Raw genomic sequence first — 16,414 nt, 5'->3', positions numbered from 1 at the left:
AGCAAGCTGACCTTCACCGGCGCCGACCGCGGCGGCGTCGTGCCGGACGTGGTCCCGGCCGGCCTCGGCGAGGCCACCGCCACCGAGTGACGCGCTGATCCCAGCACCGGGAGGCCGTAGCGGTTCGCCGCTGCGGCCTCCCGTCGTTCCCGCTTGCCGCGCGGGGGCGGGTCCGCCACTCTGTGCCGCGTGGCCAAACGACACACCAAGGCCGACCGCCGAGCGCTGCGGTGGCTGCTGACCCGGGCGGAGGCCGGCGACCTCGACGCCGCCTACGATCTGGCGCTGGAGTACCAGCGCCGGAACGACGATGTCCACGCGGACCATTGGCACCGCGTCGCCATCAGCGCCGGCAACCCCCAGGCGCTCACCAATTACGGGGCCTTCCTCGGCGGCCGTGGGCAGCATCGGGAAGGGCTGCCGTTCCTGGTGGCCGCGGCGCGGGCCGGTGATGTGCTCGGCGCCTGCAACGCCGGGGTGTTCTGCGAGATTCTCGGCGACGACGACGGCGCCGAGCATTGGTTCCGAGCCGCCGCCGCGGGTGGCGACGCCCTCGGCGGCCGTTGGCTGGGGCACCTGCTCCACCGGCTCGGGCGGTTCGCGGAAGCGGCACCGTGGCTGACGGCCGCGGCGGAGAGCGGCCACGCCGCCAGCGCCCACCTCCTGGCCCTGCACCACGAGGACGACGGCGACGACTTCGCAGCCGAATACTGGTACCGGGTGGCGGCATCCTGTGGCGACGCCGGTGCCCGCAACAATCTCGGCCTGCTCCTGGACCGCACCGGGCGCACCGCGGAGGCCCTGCGACTGTGGCGCGCCGGCGCCGAGGACGGCCACGCCGACAGTGCGGACAACCTGGCGAGGGCGCTCGATGCCACGGGTCAACGGCACGAGGCCGGACCACGATCCCGGCCCGCCGCCCGCGAGCGGCGGCCCTCCGGCAGCAGCGCCCGCCCCTCCCCCCGGCGCGGCAGCTCCCGCCCGTGAGCCTGGTCGCCGAGATCGGCCCCGGGCAGCACTGACGCGCCGGCCGGGCGCTCAGTCTAGGGCGGCGACGCGGGCGGCGACGGCGGCGCTCAGTCTAGGGCGGCGACGCGGGCGGCGACGGCGGCGCTCAGGTCGGGGCGGGTGTCGCCGTAGGCGAGGTCGCGCAGGCGGGGCGGGAAGATGCGCTCGACGTCGGCGGCGTACGAGCCGTCCTGCGGGGTGTCGACGGACGGTGCCGGGCCGAGACGGACCGCGGCGGGCAGCACGGTGCCGGAGTCGATGCCGGTGCCGATCGTGGTGCACTGCGCCCAGACGTACGCGGTCCGCACGTCGGCCGGGGTGCGGGCGGCCGCGGGCTCGACGCCGAAGACGCGGGTGGCACAGCCGATCCGGTCGCCGGACCAGGCGGCGCTGATGTGCTGCTCGACGAGCGGCGTCACCTGGGCGGAGACCTCGGACGCGAGCACCGCGGGCACCTCGCCCGGCCCGCCACCGGAGAAGAGTCGCGTGTGCAGGAGCACGGTGGTGGCCGCGACCACGGTCAGGGCCACCACCGCCGCGGTAATGGCCGTCCGGCGAGAGATCACCAGCGGACACTAACCGGCTCCCGCAACGTCGTCAGGCGACGTCGATGGCGTCGAGTTCGGCGTAGTTGGCGCCCTTGGCGTACGCCAGGGTGTTGGGGCCGGCCTTGAGGGTGACCGTACGCTCGCTGGTCTGCCAGTTGTCCCAGCCGGTGACCGGGTAGTCGACGGTGCCGGCGGGGGTGGTGTTGACGGTGAGGGTGTGGCTTGCCGCGCCGGCGTCGGAGCCGTTGGCGAAGCGGGTGAAGAGGCGGTACGTGCCGGCGCGCGGCACGGTCACGGTGAAGGTGACGCGGCTGTCGGCGAAGTCGATGCCGCCGACGACCACGCCGTTGCTGGCGCCGCCCGTGGCGTAGCGGGCGTTGGCCCGGGTGAAGGCGGCGTCCTCGGCCTCGTAGCGGATCTTGGCGCCTTCGACGACGGGACGGGCGCCCCGCCAGTCGAGGCGCCGGGTGTACATGGCGCGGTAGGTGTAGTCCGCGTTCCAGCCGTGGAAGACGATGCGGTCGCGGCCGTCCGGGCCGGTGACGATGTCCTGGCCGCCGGGGCCGCGGACCGCGCCGGCGAGCTTGTCGGTGGTCATCAGCGGGGCGCCGGCCTTGGTGTACGGGCCGCGCAGGCCGGTCGACGTGGCGTAGCTGCTGATGTAGCTGTCGTTGCCGAAGAAGTTGGCCGAGTAGAACAGCACGTAGGTGTTGCCGTGCTTCACCAGCGTCGGCGCCTCGACGAGCGTTCCTTCGAAGGGCTTGTCCTGCTTGATCAGCGGTGTCTCGGTGCCGACGCGGCGCAGGCCGTCGGCGCTGACCTGCTGCAGGCGCAGCCAGGTGTCCTGGGCGCAGCAGTTGCCGTCGTTCTTCCAGAGGAGGTAGCGGCGGCCGTGCTCGGTGTAGGAGGACGCGTCGATCGCGCCGCCGATCTCCGGGGTGCAGACCAGGGCGGTGTCCCGGGGTACGAAGGGCCCGCCGGGCGTGGTGGCGGTGGCCGCGCCGATGCACTGCTTGCCGGAGGCGCGGTCGTGGGCGGTGTACCACATGACGAAGCTGCGCGGGCCGGTCGCGAAGACCTCGGGCGCCCAGACGCCGCGGTCGCCGGCGCCGCCCGGCGGGAACGACCAGTCGGTGTCGGCCCAGGCGCCGAGCGTGGGCAGGGCGTCGCTGGGCTGCACCGCCCAGGTGACCAGGTCGGTGGAGGTGGCCCACTTGATCGTGCGGCCGTCGCTGTTGGTGGCGTACGCGTAGTAGGTGCGCCCGACCTTGAGCACGTCCGGATCGGCGAAGTTCTGATCGATGACGGGAGCGGCCACCGGAGCGGCGGCGGCCGGGGCGGTGACCGGAGCGGCGGCGGCCGGGGCGGTGACCGGAGCGGCCGCGGCCGGGGCGGTGACCGGGGCGGGGGCGGCGGCGACCGGCGGCCCGGACGCGGCGGTGAGCAGGGTGGCGGTCAGAGCCAGGACGGCGGCCCGGATCGGTGACATGGACGCTCCCAACAGGTCGGTGCGGGAGCTACATCATCACTGTTTCCTGTGGATCTCTGTCAAGAGAAGATTGTTCACCGGTTGCTCGTGCCCCGGAGGCGGGGAATTCACGCGCCGCAGAAAAGCGCACGTGAACGTGTTGTTTCCTGTCTTCTTTTCCCGCGGCGCCTGTGCTTTCATCGACCCCGGCCGTCGTCCGATGTGGAGAAACGCGGCCGAAACAAGCGTCGATCAGAGAGCCGGGAAATGACGACAGTCGAAGCCAGGAACGCGCTCGGACGGCTGCGCCACGATGCGCGGGTGACCGTCACCCCGGCGCAGAAGGCGGTGCTCGGCGTCGCCGGAATCGCCCTCGCCACGATGATCGTGCTCGCGGTTCTCGGGCATCCGGCCGGGCTGCTCGTCGTGGTCGCGCTGATCACCGCGCTCTACCTCGCGGATCTGCTCTTCTGCGCCTGGCTGGTGACCGGTTCCGCCCGGGACGAGATGCCCGGCATCGCCGTGGCGGCCCGGGCGGACTGGCCCATGTACACGGTCCTGTGTCCGATGTACCAGGAGACGGCCGTCCTGGATCAGCTGGTCAGGGCCATGACAGCGCTCGACTACCCGGCCGGCCGGCTGGAGGTGCTCCTGCTGCTGGAGGAGGACGACACGGAGACGATCGCCTTCGTCCGGGCCCGGACGCTGCCGGCCACCTTCCGCGTGATCGTCGTGCCCGACTCGCAGCCCAAGACCAAGCCGAAGGCCTGCAACCACGGGCTCACCATCGCCCGCGGCGAGTACGTGGTGATCTTCGACGCCGAGGACGTGCCCGAGCCCGATCAATTGAAAAAGGCGGTCACGGCCTTCGATCAACTGTCCACGCGGGTCGCGTGCCTGCAGGCGCCGCTCAATTTCTACAATCCTCGGCAAAACGTGCTGACCCGGCTGTTCACCGCCGAGTACAGCCTCTGGTTCGATCTGATGTTGCGCGGGCTGCAACGGCTCGGCGGTCCCATTCCGCTGGGCGGGACGTCGAATCACTTCCGGGCCGGGGTGCTGCGCGGGCTGGGCGGCTGGGATCCGTACAACGTGACCGAGGACGCCGACCTCGGCATCCGGCTCTACCGGCAGGGCTTCCGCACGGGCATGCTCGACAGCACCACGTACGAGGAGGCCAACCCGCGGGTCCGCAACTGGATCCGGCAACGCTCCCGCTGGATCAAGGGCTACCTGCAGACGCTGCTCGTGCACACCCGCGGCGGCTGGGACCTGCGGCACACCCGCGACCCGCACTTCCTGACGTTCCTGCTGGTCATCGGCGGCAAGGTGCTGGTCAACTACATCAACCCGCTGATGTGGGCGGCGACGATCGCGTACTTCGCCTTCCGCGCGGCGATCGGCGAGCGGATCGAACAGTTCTATCCGGCGTGGGTGTTCTACCCGGCGGTCTTCACCCTGGCCGTGGGCAACCTGCTGTTCGTCTACACATTCCTGCTGGGCAGCGCGCGCCGCGGCAACCACGACCTCATCAAGTACGGCCTCCTGTCCCCGTTCTACTGGCTGCTCATGTCGGTCGCGGCGGCGAAGGCGCTCGTCCAGCTGATCCTGCGGCCGCACTACTGGGAGAAGACCGTCCACGGCCTGCACCTGGAGCAGGAGACAGCCCGATGACCCTCGCCGTCGCCCCCGAGCACTTCCGCTACGCCCCGCCGCACCGGCTGACCTCCCTGTCGGTGGTCATGCCCGCGCACAACGAGGCGGAGAACATCGCCGAGGCCGTCCGCGACGCGATCAGCGCCGCCGCGGCGGTCACCGACACGTACGAGGTCGTGGTCGTCGACGACGGCAGCACCGACCGGACCGCCGCGATCGTCGAGCAGCTGGCGGCCGTACACGGGAAGGTGGTCCGGCTCGTCCGCAACGGGACCAACCTGGGGTACGGGCCGACGGTGCGCCGGGCCCTCGCCGCCGCGACCATGGACTGGGTGCTGTTCACCGACAGCGACCGGCAGTTCGACCTCGCCGAGCTGCCCCGGCTCGTCCCGCTCACCGACGACGCGGACATCGTCACCGGGTGGCGCCGCAAGCGGCAGGACCCGTGGTCGCGCCGCCGCAACGCGCACCTGTTCAACCTGGCCGGACGGCTGTTCTTCGGCACCCGGGTCCGCGACGTCGACTGCGCCTTCAAGCTGCTGCGCCGCTCCGCCCTCGACCGGCTGGAGCTCACCGCGGACAGCGCGATGATCAACACCGAGCTGCTCTACCAGGCGCGGCAGCACGGGCTGCGGGTGCGCGAGCTGCCCGTCACCCACCTGCCGCGGCGCTTCGGCGAGGCGACCGGCGGCGACCCCGCCGTCATCCGGCGGGCGATCCGCGAGTTCTTCGCGATGCGGGCCCGCTTCAACGGGCGCGAGCGGTCCCGGCTGCGGATGCACACCTGGCTGGTCGGGATCCTCGCGCTGGTCGCCGGGATCGCGGCGAGCGTCTGGGCGATGCAGCACCACGTCGTGCTCGCGTACGGCGACGCCGAGGCGCACCTCAACATCGCCAAGCGCGTCGTCGGCGGGCTGACCGGCGGGTTCGCGCAGCTCGGCAGCGTGTGGCTGCCGCTGCCGCACCTGAGCATGCTGCCGTTCGTGGCCAACGACGACATGTGGCGCAGCGGCATCGCCGGCCCGGCCGTCAGTGTGCCGGCGCTCGTGCTGCTGTGCGTGATGGCGTACAAGCTGGCGTACCTGCTGACGAAGCAGGCGTGGGTCAGCTGGCTCGCCCCGCTGGTGATCCTCGCCAACCCCAACACGCTGTACCTGGCGGCGACGCCGATGACCGAGGTGCTGCTGCTGGCGATGGTCACCACCTCGCTGTACTTCCTGGCGAAGTGGGTCCTGCGCGGCGGCACGAGCAGCCTGGTGCTGGCCGGGCTCTTCGGCGGCCTCGCCACGCTGGCCCGCTACGACGGCTGGGCGCTGGTCTGCATGGAGGCCGTCGTCGTGGCCCTGATCGCCTTCCGGACCCGCCGGAGCGGGCTGGTCATCCTCTTCGGCGTGCTGGCCTTCGCCGGCATCGGCGGCTGGCTCGTGTGGAACCAGCTCATCTTCTCCGATCCGCTCTACTTCGCGTCCAGCGTGTACGGCTCCGCCGAACAACAACAATTCTTCCTGCGTACGGGCCTGCTGCCGACCTATCACAACGCCGGCAAGTCCGTCGTCTACTGGTTCGAGGACGTCCGCATCGTCGCCGGCTCGACCTTGATGGTGGTCGCCGGGGCGGGGCTGGTCGGGCTCGTCGCCTCCGCGGTGCGGAAGCGCACGCTCGGTCCCGTCCTCATCGGGTTCGTGGCCCTGAGCAGTTTCGCCTTCTACATCCTGTCGCTCTGGCTCGGGCAGGCGTCGCTCATCCTGCCCAGGTTCGTGCCCGACAACGTGCCCTACACGATGAGCAACATCCGGTACGGCCTGCAGGCGCTGCTGCCCATCGGCCTGTTCGTCGCGTTCCTGGCCGCACGCCGGCCGAAGATCCTCGGGCCGGTGCTCGTGGCGGTGATCCTCGCCCAGGGCGCGGTGTCCGTGGCGACGAGCCGGGTCATGACGTACGAGGACGGCACCCACGGCCTCTCCTCCCAGCTCGTCTCCAAGGGCCCGGACGCGCCGCCCGTCGAGGCGTGGATGCGCGCGCACTACGACTCGGGCCTGGTGCTCATGGACGACTACCGGCGCCCGATCGGGCCCGTCGAGAGCGGCGTCCCGATGCACTCGCTGATCGGCGTGGGCAACAAGCCGTACTGGCAGGAGAGCCTGGACAACCCCGGCAAGCACGCCACCTGGATCATCCTGCAGCAGGGCGACACCGACGCGGTGTGGAAGGGCTTCGGCACGCAGGCCCGCGCGATCCTCAAGGACCACTTCGCCGAGGTCTACCGCAGCGGCCCGATCCACGTGTACAAGCGCCGCCCGCCGGCGTCGGAGTTCGTCCAGAAGCGGGGCCAGCATCTCTCTCTGGCCGGCGAGCGGTGGCGCGCGGCCGGGGTCAACAGCTACGACCTGCTCACCCAGCCGTACGCCGACATCGTCGCGCGCATCGACGCGCTCGCCAACGCGGGCCACAACACGATCCGCACGTGGTGCTTCGACAAGGACGGCGGCATCAGCGACGCGACCCTGCGGACCCTGGCCGCCACGGCCCAGTACGCCTCCCGCCGCTCGGTCCGCCTGGTCTGCACCCTGTCCAACTTCCACGACGACTTCGGCGGGATCGCCCCGGACTTCTTCACGTCGCCGGGGCCCTTCCAGGACCAGGTCCGGCGGGTGCTCACCTGGACCGACGACCACGGCGTCCGGCTCGCCGACTCGCCCGGCATCCTCGCCTGGGACCTGATGAACGAGCCCCGGGGCCCGGTCCGCGACTGGACCGAACGGATGGCGAGCTTCGTGGCCAGCCTCGACCAGCGCCACCTGGTGACGATCGGCGCCGAGGGCTTCCGTACGGGCTATCCGGCGCGCCCGGAGATGGCCGGTCCCGCGGGCAGCGGCTTCGGCGACCTGTGCTCGGTCCCGTCCATCACGCTCTGCTCCACCCACCTGTTCCCGAAGTACCTGACCGACGAGGCCACGCTGACCCCGGTCCTCCAGGGCTGGCGCGCCGACGCGGACACGGCCGGCAAGCCGGTGCTCGTGGAGGAGGTCGGCTACTCCCTGTCCGACGGCGGCGACGAGGCGGCCCGATCCGCCTTCTACGCCGCGGCCGGCCGGGCCGTCCACAGCAACGACCTGGACGGCGCCCTGCTCTGGAACGTCGGCCGCACCGCCGACGCCTCCTTCACCCTGTCCTTCGACAACCCGGCAACCGCGGCCGAACTGACCCGCTGGCCGCAACTCGTCTCCCCCCGCTGACCGGGGTGCGCCGCGGAGCCCGGCGGGCGGCTCAGGGGGTGAGGCGGCCGGTCGAGCGGAGGAGGGCCCGGGCGAAGCGGTTGAGGGGCACGCCGGCGAGCTGGGCGGGCGCGAACCAGCCCAGCTCGCTGACCTCCTCCTGGTCGGGCGCGGGGGTTCCGCCGGCGATCGCGGCCGCATAGACGACGGGGACGTAGGCGACCCGGTCGCCGTTGGGATAGGTGACCTCGTAGTCGGGGCCGCCGAGGACGTCCAGGAGGCGGGGCGGGGCGATCCGGAGGCCGGTCTCCTCGTGGATCTCGCGCGCGGCGGCCTCGGCCGGGGACTCGCCGAGTTCCACCGCGCCGCCCGGGACCGCCCAGTCGTCCGGCAGGCCGGTGTGGCGTACCAGCAGCAGCCGTCCGGCGTCGTCGGTGACGAGGACCGACACCGACGGCAGCTGGATCAGGTCGTGGCCGACCGCTGCCCGCAGCCGTGCCACGTGCGGGGAGATGCCCATCAGGTGTCCGCCTCCGCCAGCGAGTCGAAGAGGTCGGGGCCGAGCGGCTCGTCCACCGGGCGGCGCTGGGCGAGGATCTGCACGGTGTGGTCGGCCACGGGCAGCTGTTCCAGGGTCTTGCCCGCCCACAGCATCAGCGACAGGTCGACTCCCGGCGTCGGTGCGGGCGCGCGGGAGACGATCCACACCGCCGCGGCCGGGACCTGGGCGGCGGCGACCAGCGCGGACGGGCCGGCCAGCAGGAAGTCCAGGTCGAAGTCGACCAGCAGCCGCAGCATGGTGGCCCGGTTGGCGGGGTCGACGCCCTCGAAGGCCTCGTCCAGCCACAGCGGGCGCGGGGCCTGCGGGGACTCGCTGTAGAGGGCGACCAGGGTGGCCAGCAGCGGCTGGAGCAGGGTGACGACCTTGCCGCCGCCGGAGTCGACGCCGTGGGCCTGGCGGGTCAGCGGCTTGTAGTCGCTGCCGGCGACCTTGAACTCGGCGACCACGTCGAACCAGGTGCGGTAGTCGAGCAGGCGGGCGAGGTGGTCGAGCCATTCCTGGGTGCTGGCGGGGCCGGCGTCCTGGGCCTCGCGCAGGCGGTCGCCGAGGAAGGTGCGGATGTGCTCCTGGGCGGATCCCGAGTCGAGGGTGCCGGACTCCAGGGCCTTGAGGATGGCGTACCCGGCCTTCTGGCCCTCGGCGGGGTGCCGGCGCAGGCGCAGGGTGGTGCGGTTGGCGCCGGTGGGGTGGCGTTCGAGGACCTCGTTGACCACGGCGAGCAGGGCAACCACCTTCTTCTGGCGGTCGGCGAGGTGGTCGATGAAGGTGGAGGCGAGCAGCTCGGTGTACATCGCGTCGAGCTTGCCGTCGTACGCGGCGGTCAGCGCCGTGACCAGCTCGTCCAGGTGGGTGACCGCCTCGGCCGGGCTGAGCTGGGCGCCGGAGGCGTCGACCACGACGGCGACCGACGGCAGGTCGTGGGTCTCGTCGGGCTCGACGGTGTGGGCGGACCGGCCGCCGGAGGCCTCCAGGACCGTGCGCAGCTCGGCGAGCGGGTTGCCGAGGGCCCGGGACATGGCGGCCTGCACGCGCTTGGCCTTCTCCGGCGCGGTGTCGGGCCAGTTCGCGGGACGAACAGTGCGTTCGGTCTCGCGGGCGAGGGCGACCGGATCCTCGTGACCGGGGTGCAGCGAGGACCACGCCACGAACGCGGCCTCCCGGGCGTGGAGGGCACTGTCCCGTGCAGCGATCCGTTGTTCCAGGGCGGTCGCGGCGCTGCTGGCCGCGGCGCTGAGCTCCGATCCCCTCGCCCGGCTCGCAGTGACCGATTTGTCCAGTGACCGGATCCGCGCCTGCAGCGTGGTGGCCCGCTCGATCTGGTCGCGGTCGTCGCGCGCCACCGACTCGCCGGCCTCCTCGGCGTGGATCGCGGCCTCCGACGCCTCGGCGGCTGCCTCGCGGGCCGCCTGGTCGGACTCGGCCGCGGCGGCAGCGGCTGCCGAGGCGGTCGCCGCGGTGGTGGCGACGTCGCGCTCGGCGGCGGTCACGCCGGTGGACGCCAGCCGCAGCTCGGCCACGGCGCGCGACGCCTCGTCGAGTTCGGTGACGACGGCGTCGAGCTGGTCCTCGGCGGCGGGCAGGCCGTGCTCGGCGGCGTGGGTGGCCGCCTCGGTGCCGGCCTCCTCGGCGCGCCGGCGGGCGGTGAGCGCGGCGGCGTGGGCCCGGCTGTGGGCGACCTCGGCGCGGTCGCGTTCCACGGCGGCGGCCGCGCGGGCGCTGCCGGCGGCGGTGACGTCGACGTCGTCGGGTGCCTGGGCGGCGACGGCACGCAGCTCGGCGATCTTCTGCGCCTCCGCGGCGGCGGCGTCCCGGGCCTCGGCCGCCGCGGTCCGGGCGGCATCGGCCTGGGCCCGCAGCTCGGCGACGCGGCGCCGGCGGGCGGCGGCGCGGGCCGCGGTGCCGAGCAGGGACGCGCCTCCGGGGGCGGGCCCGGCCCGGCCCGCGGTGATCGGGGTACGCCACCGTCCGTCCCCGGAGATCGCCACGGTCGCCTCGGGATCGAGCGGCGCACCCGGGTCGGCGTAGGCGACGGCGGCGAGGACGGACCGCACCGCCGGGGCCAGCTCTCCGGCGTCCTCGGCGACCCGCAGCGGCGACGCGCCGGCCGAGCCCGAGGCGACCGCGACCGCATCCCGGCCGTCACGCGCCGGATCCCAGGTGCCGTCGGCGGTGATCCAGGCGTCCAGCAGCCCGGCGGCCGCGAGCGCCGCCTCCACGTGGTCGAGCACGTCCTGGTCGAGGCCGTCGACCGGATCCACGAGCCGCCACAGCGGCGCCCCGGCGGCGGCACTCCGGTCCCGGCGGAACCAGTCCACCGGTGCCGGCGGGGTCACGTCGGCGGTCGGGCTCAAGGAGGCGGCGTCCGCATCCAGCGCGGCGGCCCGCGCATCCCCTTCCGCCGCCTGCGCGCGCAGCGTGCCGATCCGCTCGGTCAGCGGCGTGATCACGGGATCCAGCCAGGCCGTGGTCAGCAGCGTCCGCAGGACCTGCCGCGGCCGCGGTCCGGTCGCCGACGCCGTCACCTCGCGCAGCCACTCCTCGCGCACGGCCGCCGCGGGCGCGGTGTCGCCCAGCTTCTCCGCCCAGCGTTCGAGGTCGTCCGACAGCGACTGCAGGGCATCCGTCAGCGCCTCGGCGGCATCCGACGCGGCGGAGGCGCGCGCGTCCAGCTCCGCCGCCGCGCCCGACGCCGCGTCCTCGGCGGACCGGGCGGACGCGACGGCCGTGGCCGCCGTCCGCAGCAGCTTGCGCAGCACGGCGACCCGCCCCCGGCGGGCGGTGATCGCGGCGGTCAGCCGGTCGGTGTCGGCCACGGCGGCCCACGACGCCGAGGAGTCGCCCAGCCCGGCCCGCGCGGCGGCCGACGCCACGTCCTGCGACAGCGCCGAGACGGCGGCACGCGCCGCGGCGAGCGAGGACGACGCGCGCTCGTGGGCGTCGGCGGCCCGGGCTGTCTCCGAGGCGGCCCGGTCGGCCTGGGCGCGGGCGGCGGTGGCCCGGGTCCGGGCGGTGCCGGCCTCGCGGGTCAGCTGCTCGGCCCGGGCGGCGCGGGCGGCGGCGTCGCGGTAGACGTCCGAGCGCAGCAGTTCCTCGTACGCGGCGTGGGCGTGCTTGACCGCCTGCTCCAGCGAGGCGGTGTTCTCGCCCTCGGCGAGGGAAGACGCCCGGGCGGAATCCAGTGCCGACGTGGCGTCGTCCACCGCGCGAGAGGCGGCATCCACGGACCGGGACGCCGCCAGCAGCGCATCGGCGTGCTGGCGCTGCACGGCGTCGGCCCACGGGCGCCACGCCTTGGCCAGGTAGACGGCGACGGCGTCCCGGGCCCCGGCGGCGTGGTCCCGGTCGCGGCGCAGCTGTTCGAGCTGCTGCCAGCCCTCGGCCAGCTCCTCGACCTCGGTCCGCGCGATCGGCGGCAACGCGGCCCGGATCTGCGCGGTGAACCAGTCCGGGTTGAGCCGCTGGCCCAGATGCGGGGTGCGCAGGACCTTGAGCATCTCGAGCACGGTGGCGTACCGGTCGGTGTCGGCGAAGCCGAAGAGCTCGGTGGCGAGCCGCTCGGCGTACCTCTTGCCGCTGTCGCAGACCGTCAGACCGGGCACGCCGGACAGGTCGCGCGGCTCGACGACGGCCTTGCCCGCGGCCAGGTGCAGGCCGGCGCGGACCCGGTCGGTGCCGTGGCAGATGAGCCACACCGGGGTGAGCTGGCTGACGCCGCGCTTGGCCTGCGCGTACAGCAGGGTGGTGTAGAACTCCGGGCCGCGCGCGCCCAGCCGGCCGTACTCGACCCAGGCCCAGCCCCGGTTCGTGCCCGCGCCGGTCTCGCGGCGGTCCCGGGCGTCGTCGGTGGGCTCCACGTAGTAGCGGAACGACTTGTCGGACTGGCCGAAGGTGTCCACGTACTGCCGGTCCAGGCCGCCCGCCAGCATGATCAGCGTGGTGAGCGCCATGAGCGTGGACTTGCCGGACTGGTTGGCGCCGACGAACTGGGCCCGGCCGTCGGCGAACCAGTACTCGGCCGCGTCGAACTCCCACAGATTCACCACGCCCGCGCGCAGGATCTGCCACCGCTCGCGGGTGGGCGCGGGCAGCTCCCCGCCCGCGGCGGCGTCGCGCCACCGGGCGAGGTGGGCGTCGGAGAGGTCGGGTCCGACAGCGGTCGTCATCAGGCCTCCGTGGCGTCGGTGATGGTCACGCCGGGCGCGCGGTAGCGTCCGGCGACCGGCAACAGGGTCCAGCTTCCGCCGGGGTGGGTCCGCAGCAGGCCGAGCTCGGTGAGCTGCTCCTCGGCCCCGGCCCGCAGCGCGCCCGGCACCTCGCGCTGCGCCTTGTTGAGGTAGTCGCCGCGCCACTCGACGAGGTCCGCCACGACCTCCTCGACCTGCGCGTCGGTGAGCGTGACGGTGCCGTCGGGCTGCCGGGTGCCGTGCTGCCCGGCGCCGTCGGCCATGAGCAGCGCCACCCAGTCGGCGGCGCGGGCCCGGGGCCAGTCCGCCACGGTCGCCGGGGTCTCGTCGCCGGTCAGCACCAGCACGAGCCCCTCCGCGCGCGCCTCGACCTGCCCGCCGGTCATCCGCGCCACGTCGCCCGCGCGCGGCCCGCGGGCCGCCCTCCAGGCCTCGGCGTCGTCGGGGTCCAGGTCGGCGTAGAGCACGGCCGGCGTCTCGGTCAGGCTTCTCAACTGCCGGAGGGTACGGGTGGCGGCCCGCTGTTCCGGCGTGTCCTCGTCCGGTGTCAGGGCCGCGGCCAGCACGTCCGGGCTCGTCATGAGCAGCAGCGCGTCGCGGTCCACGTCGTAGCCGGCGCCCGGGCCGTTGCCGCGTTCCGTCCACTCGTCGAGCAGGTGCTCGTCGCTGGTCCGCCGGCGCAGCACGCCCCAGGACTCCAGGACACTCGCCGCGGCGCGCAGCAGCTTGCGTTGCGGGCGGTCCTCCGGGTCGTACGGCTGGATGCGGACGCCCGCCGTGGCGCTCAGGTCCCGGACCAGATCGGACAGGCGCTGCAGCGTCACCGGCCCGGCGATCTCCTCGCAGCAGGCGGCCAGGCAGCACGTCAGCGCGAGGATCCGCCGGTCGGGCGCGGCGGACGGGCGCGGGGGCGCGGTCACGCCGCCGGCGATCGGGACCCGGATCAGGCGGATCGTGCGCCCGACCCGCTGCACGCGGTAGCCCAGGCGTCCGGCGCTCTCGGTGACCGCGCGCAGGTGGCGCAGCACGAGCCGGTGCAGCGCCGGATCGGTCGCCGGGGTGATCATCGGGGTTTCGAGGAGCCCGAGGAAGGCGCGCTGGGCGTCGCGGGTGTCGGCGCTCGTGCTCATGACCGGGCCTCGATGTGCAGCGTGATGTCGGGGTGGACCAGCCGCCCGTCCGGCGTGTGGACGACGGCCGCGGGCGCACCGGCGGGGGCCGGCTCGGCCCGCACGTACCAGCGGGAATCGCCCGTCACGGCCTCGCGCACACCGTCGCTGCCGGGCCGCGCCGAGGCGACCACACCCAGCAGGAGCAGCAGCATCTGCGTCTCGCCGCCGGTCGGCGACGCCCACTGCGACAACCGGTTGCCCGAGCGGGCCAGCACCGCCGCCTCGGTGCGCGCCGCCTCGCTCTGGGTCTCGGCGGCACGCTGCCGGGCCGCCCGGCGCGCCTCGGTCCGATCCGGGATGCGCGCGGCCGAGCCGGTGGTCGCCTTGGGCCCGTGCTTGCGCAGCCGGGCCTCCACGGGTACGGGCTCCGCGTCCCAGAACGACGTCGCCCCGGGACTGCCCGCCGGGGCGGGCGCCTCCCCCGGCAGGTGCCGCGCCGAGAACAGTCCCGTGGCGGCGCACCACAGCTCCCAGCCGGCCTGCTCGGTCGGCGTGGCCTCGAGCCGGGCGGCGAGCGCGAGCAGCTCGGCGCGCCGGGAGACGTGGCCTCCGACGGCGGCGAGGGTGCGCTGGCCGCGTACGAGCGGGGTGATGGTGTCCCGCATCTGCCGCCGCAGCACGCGAGCCTGGCACCCGGGCCCGTCGAACCACCGGCGCAGCGTGTCGAGGGTCTGCGTGTAGCTGCGCCGCAACTCGTCGATCGCGGCGTCGTCGGCGGCCGGCCCGAGATGGTGCACGGCGATGCGACGCCACCCCGCCTCGCCGGTACGCCGGAGGTCGCGCACGAGTGCCGTGATCGTGTCCGAGTGCGTGTCGACGCCCGCGCCCCACATGTCGACGTACCGGCGCAGGGTCTCCTGCACGAGCGCGAGCTTGTCCGCGTCGGGTGCGCCCGCGAGCGCCCCGGCCAGCCGGGCCTGCCACCCGGCAGCGGCCGCCGCCATCGCCTGATGGGTGGTCTGGATGACCGACCACGCCCCGGCAGCCGCACCCGGATCGCCGGCGGCCGCGTCGCGCAGCGTGGTGAGCTGCGCCGTGAGCACGGACGGCGCCATCGTCGCCGCCGCGGCCGTCGCCAGGTCGTCCTCCCCCAGCCGCCGCACCGCACTGTGCAGCGCCGCCGCCGTCGGCGTCAGCTGATAGCGGTCGAGGTTGCGCAGGAAGTCCTCGTCCCGCCGCGCCCGGTCCTGCCAGATGTCCACCACGTGCCAGGCGGCCAGGCGCCGCATCCGCTGCTCCAGCGCGAACCCCGGGTCGTCGACGAGCCCGGCGTCGAGCCCCCGCCCGCGCAGATGCTCCCGCAGCAGCCCCGGCAGATCCGCGGCGGGCACGCCGGTCAGCGTGTGCTGCTGCTGGTCGAGCAGCACGTCGACGACGAGCCTGTACTGCGCGGCGAGCGGGCCGGTCAGATAGCTGGCCTCCACGAGCCCGCCGGGCAACCCGGCCATCCGCCCGAGGTCGAGCTGACCCTCCGCCTCGTCGCCGCTGTCCGCGGGCAGCATGCCGAACCCCCCGTCCCCGTCGCCGATCGTCTCGCCCCTGCCGGCGAACGCACGAGCATAGGCGCCGGGGTCCACCGCCCCGCCCCGCACGTCACCGCCGTGCGACATTGCCCACTGCACCACGCGATGATCAACGCCCGGCAGCCCCCGACGACACGCGGCGCCCGTCCGCGCCGGCGCCACCCTGGCACACCTCGCCCCCGACCAGCCCTTTCCCGCCCGATCGCGGGCACCGCGACCCGTCACGAGCCGATGATCGCTGATTCGACGATGATCGACATTGCTAGGAGTATTCACGATGGCAGTCGTGCCGACGCCTGCCCGATGGAGCTTCGCCGCGCTCTTCGCCCTCTTTCTCCTGCTGTCGCTCCCCGCCTGCACCGACGACCCCGCGGTCCACCCGGAAGTGCACTTCAAGCCGGTCCTGCTCCCGGTGAAGTTCACGATCGGGCCCGACGGCGTCGACGTCTCCGGCGAGAGCACCATGGTCACGCCCGTCGGCGTCTTCTCGATCAACGCCAAGTACAGCCTGCCCGACCGGCCGCGGGACGCCGTCTACGTCGTGATCCGCGACCGGAGCAGGAATCGGGGCGTGGACGACATCTACCTCGTCGACCACGGCGGTGGGTCGCTGCGGGCCGTGGTCGACGGGCGCACCACGATCGAGGTCCAGGACGGCCGGGTGACCATCGACGTGACCGGCGGCAGGGTCGGCGTGGTCCAGCTCAGCCGGACTCCCTCCGCCGCGTCCGCGTCCCGGCCGAACGCCGTCCGGTCCTGGTGGGACAACGGCACCCGCAAGTGGGACGCCGGCTGGGACCGGTCGCTCTACAAGCCTTTCGTGCTGACCCGCTGGGCGTACGACGACGCGACGCTCGGCAAGTGGCACGGCCTGGGGTTTCTCTGGTTCCTGGCGCGCCTGGCCGTCGCCCTCCTGATGATCCCGCTCGATGTCGTTTGCAGCGTCGTGTTCCTTCTCGCCCAGGGCGCGTACTACTTCTGGGGGCCGACGGGGCAGAACATCGTCTACGGCGTCGGCCTGCTGGCCGTCCTGGGCCTCGGCGCCATGGGGTGGGTGGGTGCTCGCGGCTGACGGCGG

General features: G+C 73.9%; 10 protein-coding genes. 4 read left to right on the top strand and 6 right to left on the bottom strand.

Annotated features, from left to right (window positions below; translation table 11 throughout):
* Positions 1-189 precede the first annotated feature (189 nt).
* A complete protein-coding gene (locus RBH18_RS12880) occupies positions 190-987 on the top strand; it encodes an SEL1-like repeat protein (protein WP_306207239.1) in 798 nt (265 codons plus the stop codon).
* An 89-nt stretch (positions 988-1,076) separates the two neighbouring features.
* Here the strand turns inward: RBH18_RS12880 and RBH18_RS12875 are convergent, their stop codons facing one another.
* Positions 1,077-1,574: a hypothetical protein gene (locus RBH18_RS12875; RefSeq protein WP_306207237.1), complete on the bottom strand. Its 498-nt coding sequence runs from the start codon at positions 1,572-1,574 to the stop codon at positions 1,077-1,079.
* Positions 1,575-1,605: 31 nt separating this feature from the next.
* Positions 1,606-3,045 (bottom strand): family 43 glycosylhydrolase, encoded by a 1,440-nt coding sequence (locus tag RBH18_RS12870; protein WP_306207235.1) that lies wholly within the window; start codon positions 3,043-3,045, stop codon positions 1,606-1,608.
* A 246-nt stretch (positions 3,046-3,291) separates the two neighbouring features.
* Between RBH18_RS12870 and RBH18_RS12865 the strand changes: the two genes are divergently transcribed.
* On the top strand, positions 3,292-4,698 hold the full coding sequence (locus tag RBH18_RS12865; protein ID WP_306207233.1) for a glycosyltransferase: 1,407 nt from the start codon (positions 3,292-3,294) through the stop codon (positions 4,696-4,698).
* On the top strand, positions 4,695-7,916 hold the full coding sequence (locus RBH18_RS12860) for a glycosyltransferase (RefSeq protein WP_306207231.1): 3,222 nt from the start codon (positions 4,695-4,697) through the stop codon (positions 7,914-7,916). The genes RBH18_RS12865 and RBH18_RS12860 overlap by 4 nt, the downstream gene beginning before the upstream one ends.
* A 31-nt stretch (positions 7,917-7,947) precedes the next feature.
* On the opposite strand, the gene RBH18_RS12855 is transcribed toward RBH18_RS12860, so the two are convergent.
* The 4 genes from RBH18_RS12855 to RBH18_RS12840 are packed head-to-tail and all read right to left on the bottom strand — an operon-like array spanning position 7,948 to position 15,435.
* Positions 7,948-8,415 (bottom strand): NUDIX domain-containing protein, encoded by a 468-nt coding sequence (locus RBH18_RS12855; RefSeq protein ID WP_306207229.1) that lies wholly within the window; start codon positions 8,413-8,415, stop codon positions 7,948-7,950.
* The gene (locus RBH18_RS12850) at positions 8,415-12,620 is read right to left on the bottom strand and encodes an SbcC/MukB-like Walker B domain-containing protein (protein ID WP_306207227.1); all 4,206 of its coding nucleotides are present in this window, start codon (positions 12,618-12,620) and stop codon (positions 8,415-8,417) included. Before RBH18_RS12850 ends, RBH18_RS12855 begins: the two co-directional genes overlap by 1 nt.
* Positions 12,620-13,771, bottom strand: a complete 1,152-nt coding sequence (locus tag RBH18_RS12845; protein WP_306207224.1) for a TIGR02678 family protein — start codon at positions 13,769-13,771, stop codon at positions 12,620-12,622. The genes RBH18_RS12850 and RBH18_RS12845 overlap by 1 nt, the downstream gene beginning before the upstream one ends.
* A complete protein-coding gene (locus RBH18_RS12840) occupies positions 13,768-15,435 on the bottom strand; it encodes a DUF2397 domain-containing protein (protein WP_306207222.1) in 1,668 nt (555 codons plus the stop codon). The genes RBH18_RS12845 and RBH18_RS12840 overlap by 4 nt, the downstream gene beginning before the upstream one ends.
* Positions 15,436-15,622: 187 nt before the next feature.
* On the opposite strand from RBH18_RS12840, the gene RBH18_RS12835 reads away from it, so the two are divergent.
* Positions 15,623-16,408 carry a hypothetical protein gene (locus RBH18_RS12835; RefSeq protein ID WP_306207220.1) on the top strand — a complete coding sequence of 262 codons (786 nt, stop codon included), beginning with the start codon at positions 15,623-15,625 and terminating at the stop codon, positions 16,406-16,408.
* Positions 16,409-16,414 lie beyond the last annotated feature (6 nt).

The sequence above is a fragment of the Actinoplanes oryzae genome, assembly GCF_030757795.1.
Classification (GTDB): domain Bacteria; phylum Actinomycetota; class Actinomycetes; order Mycobacteriales; family Micromonosporaceae; genus Actinoplanes.
The sequence above is the reverse complement of the archived record's forward strand: the minus strand, read 5'-3'. Positions and strand labels throughout refer to the sequence as shown.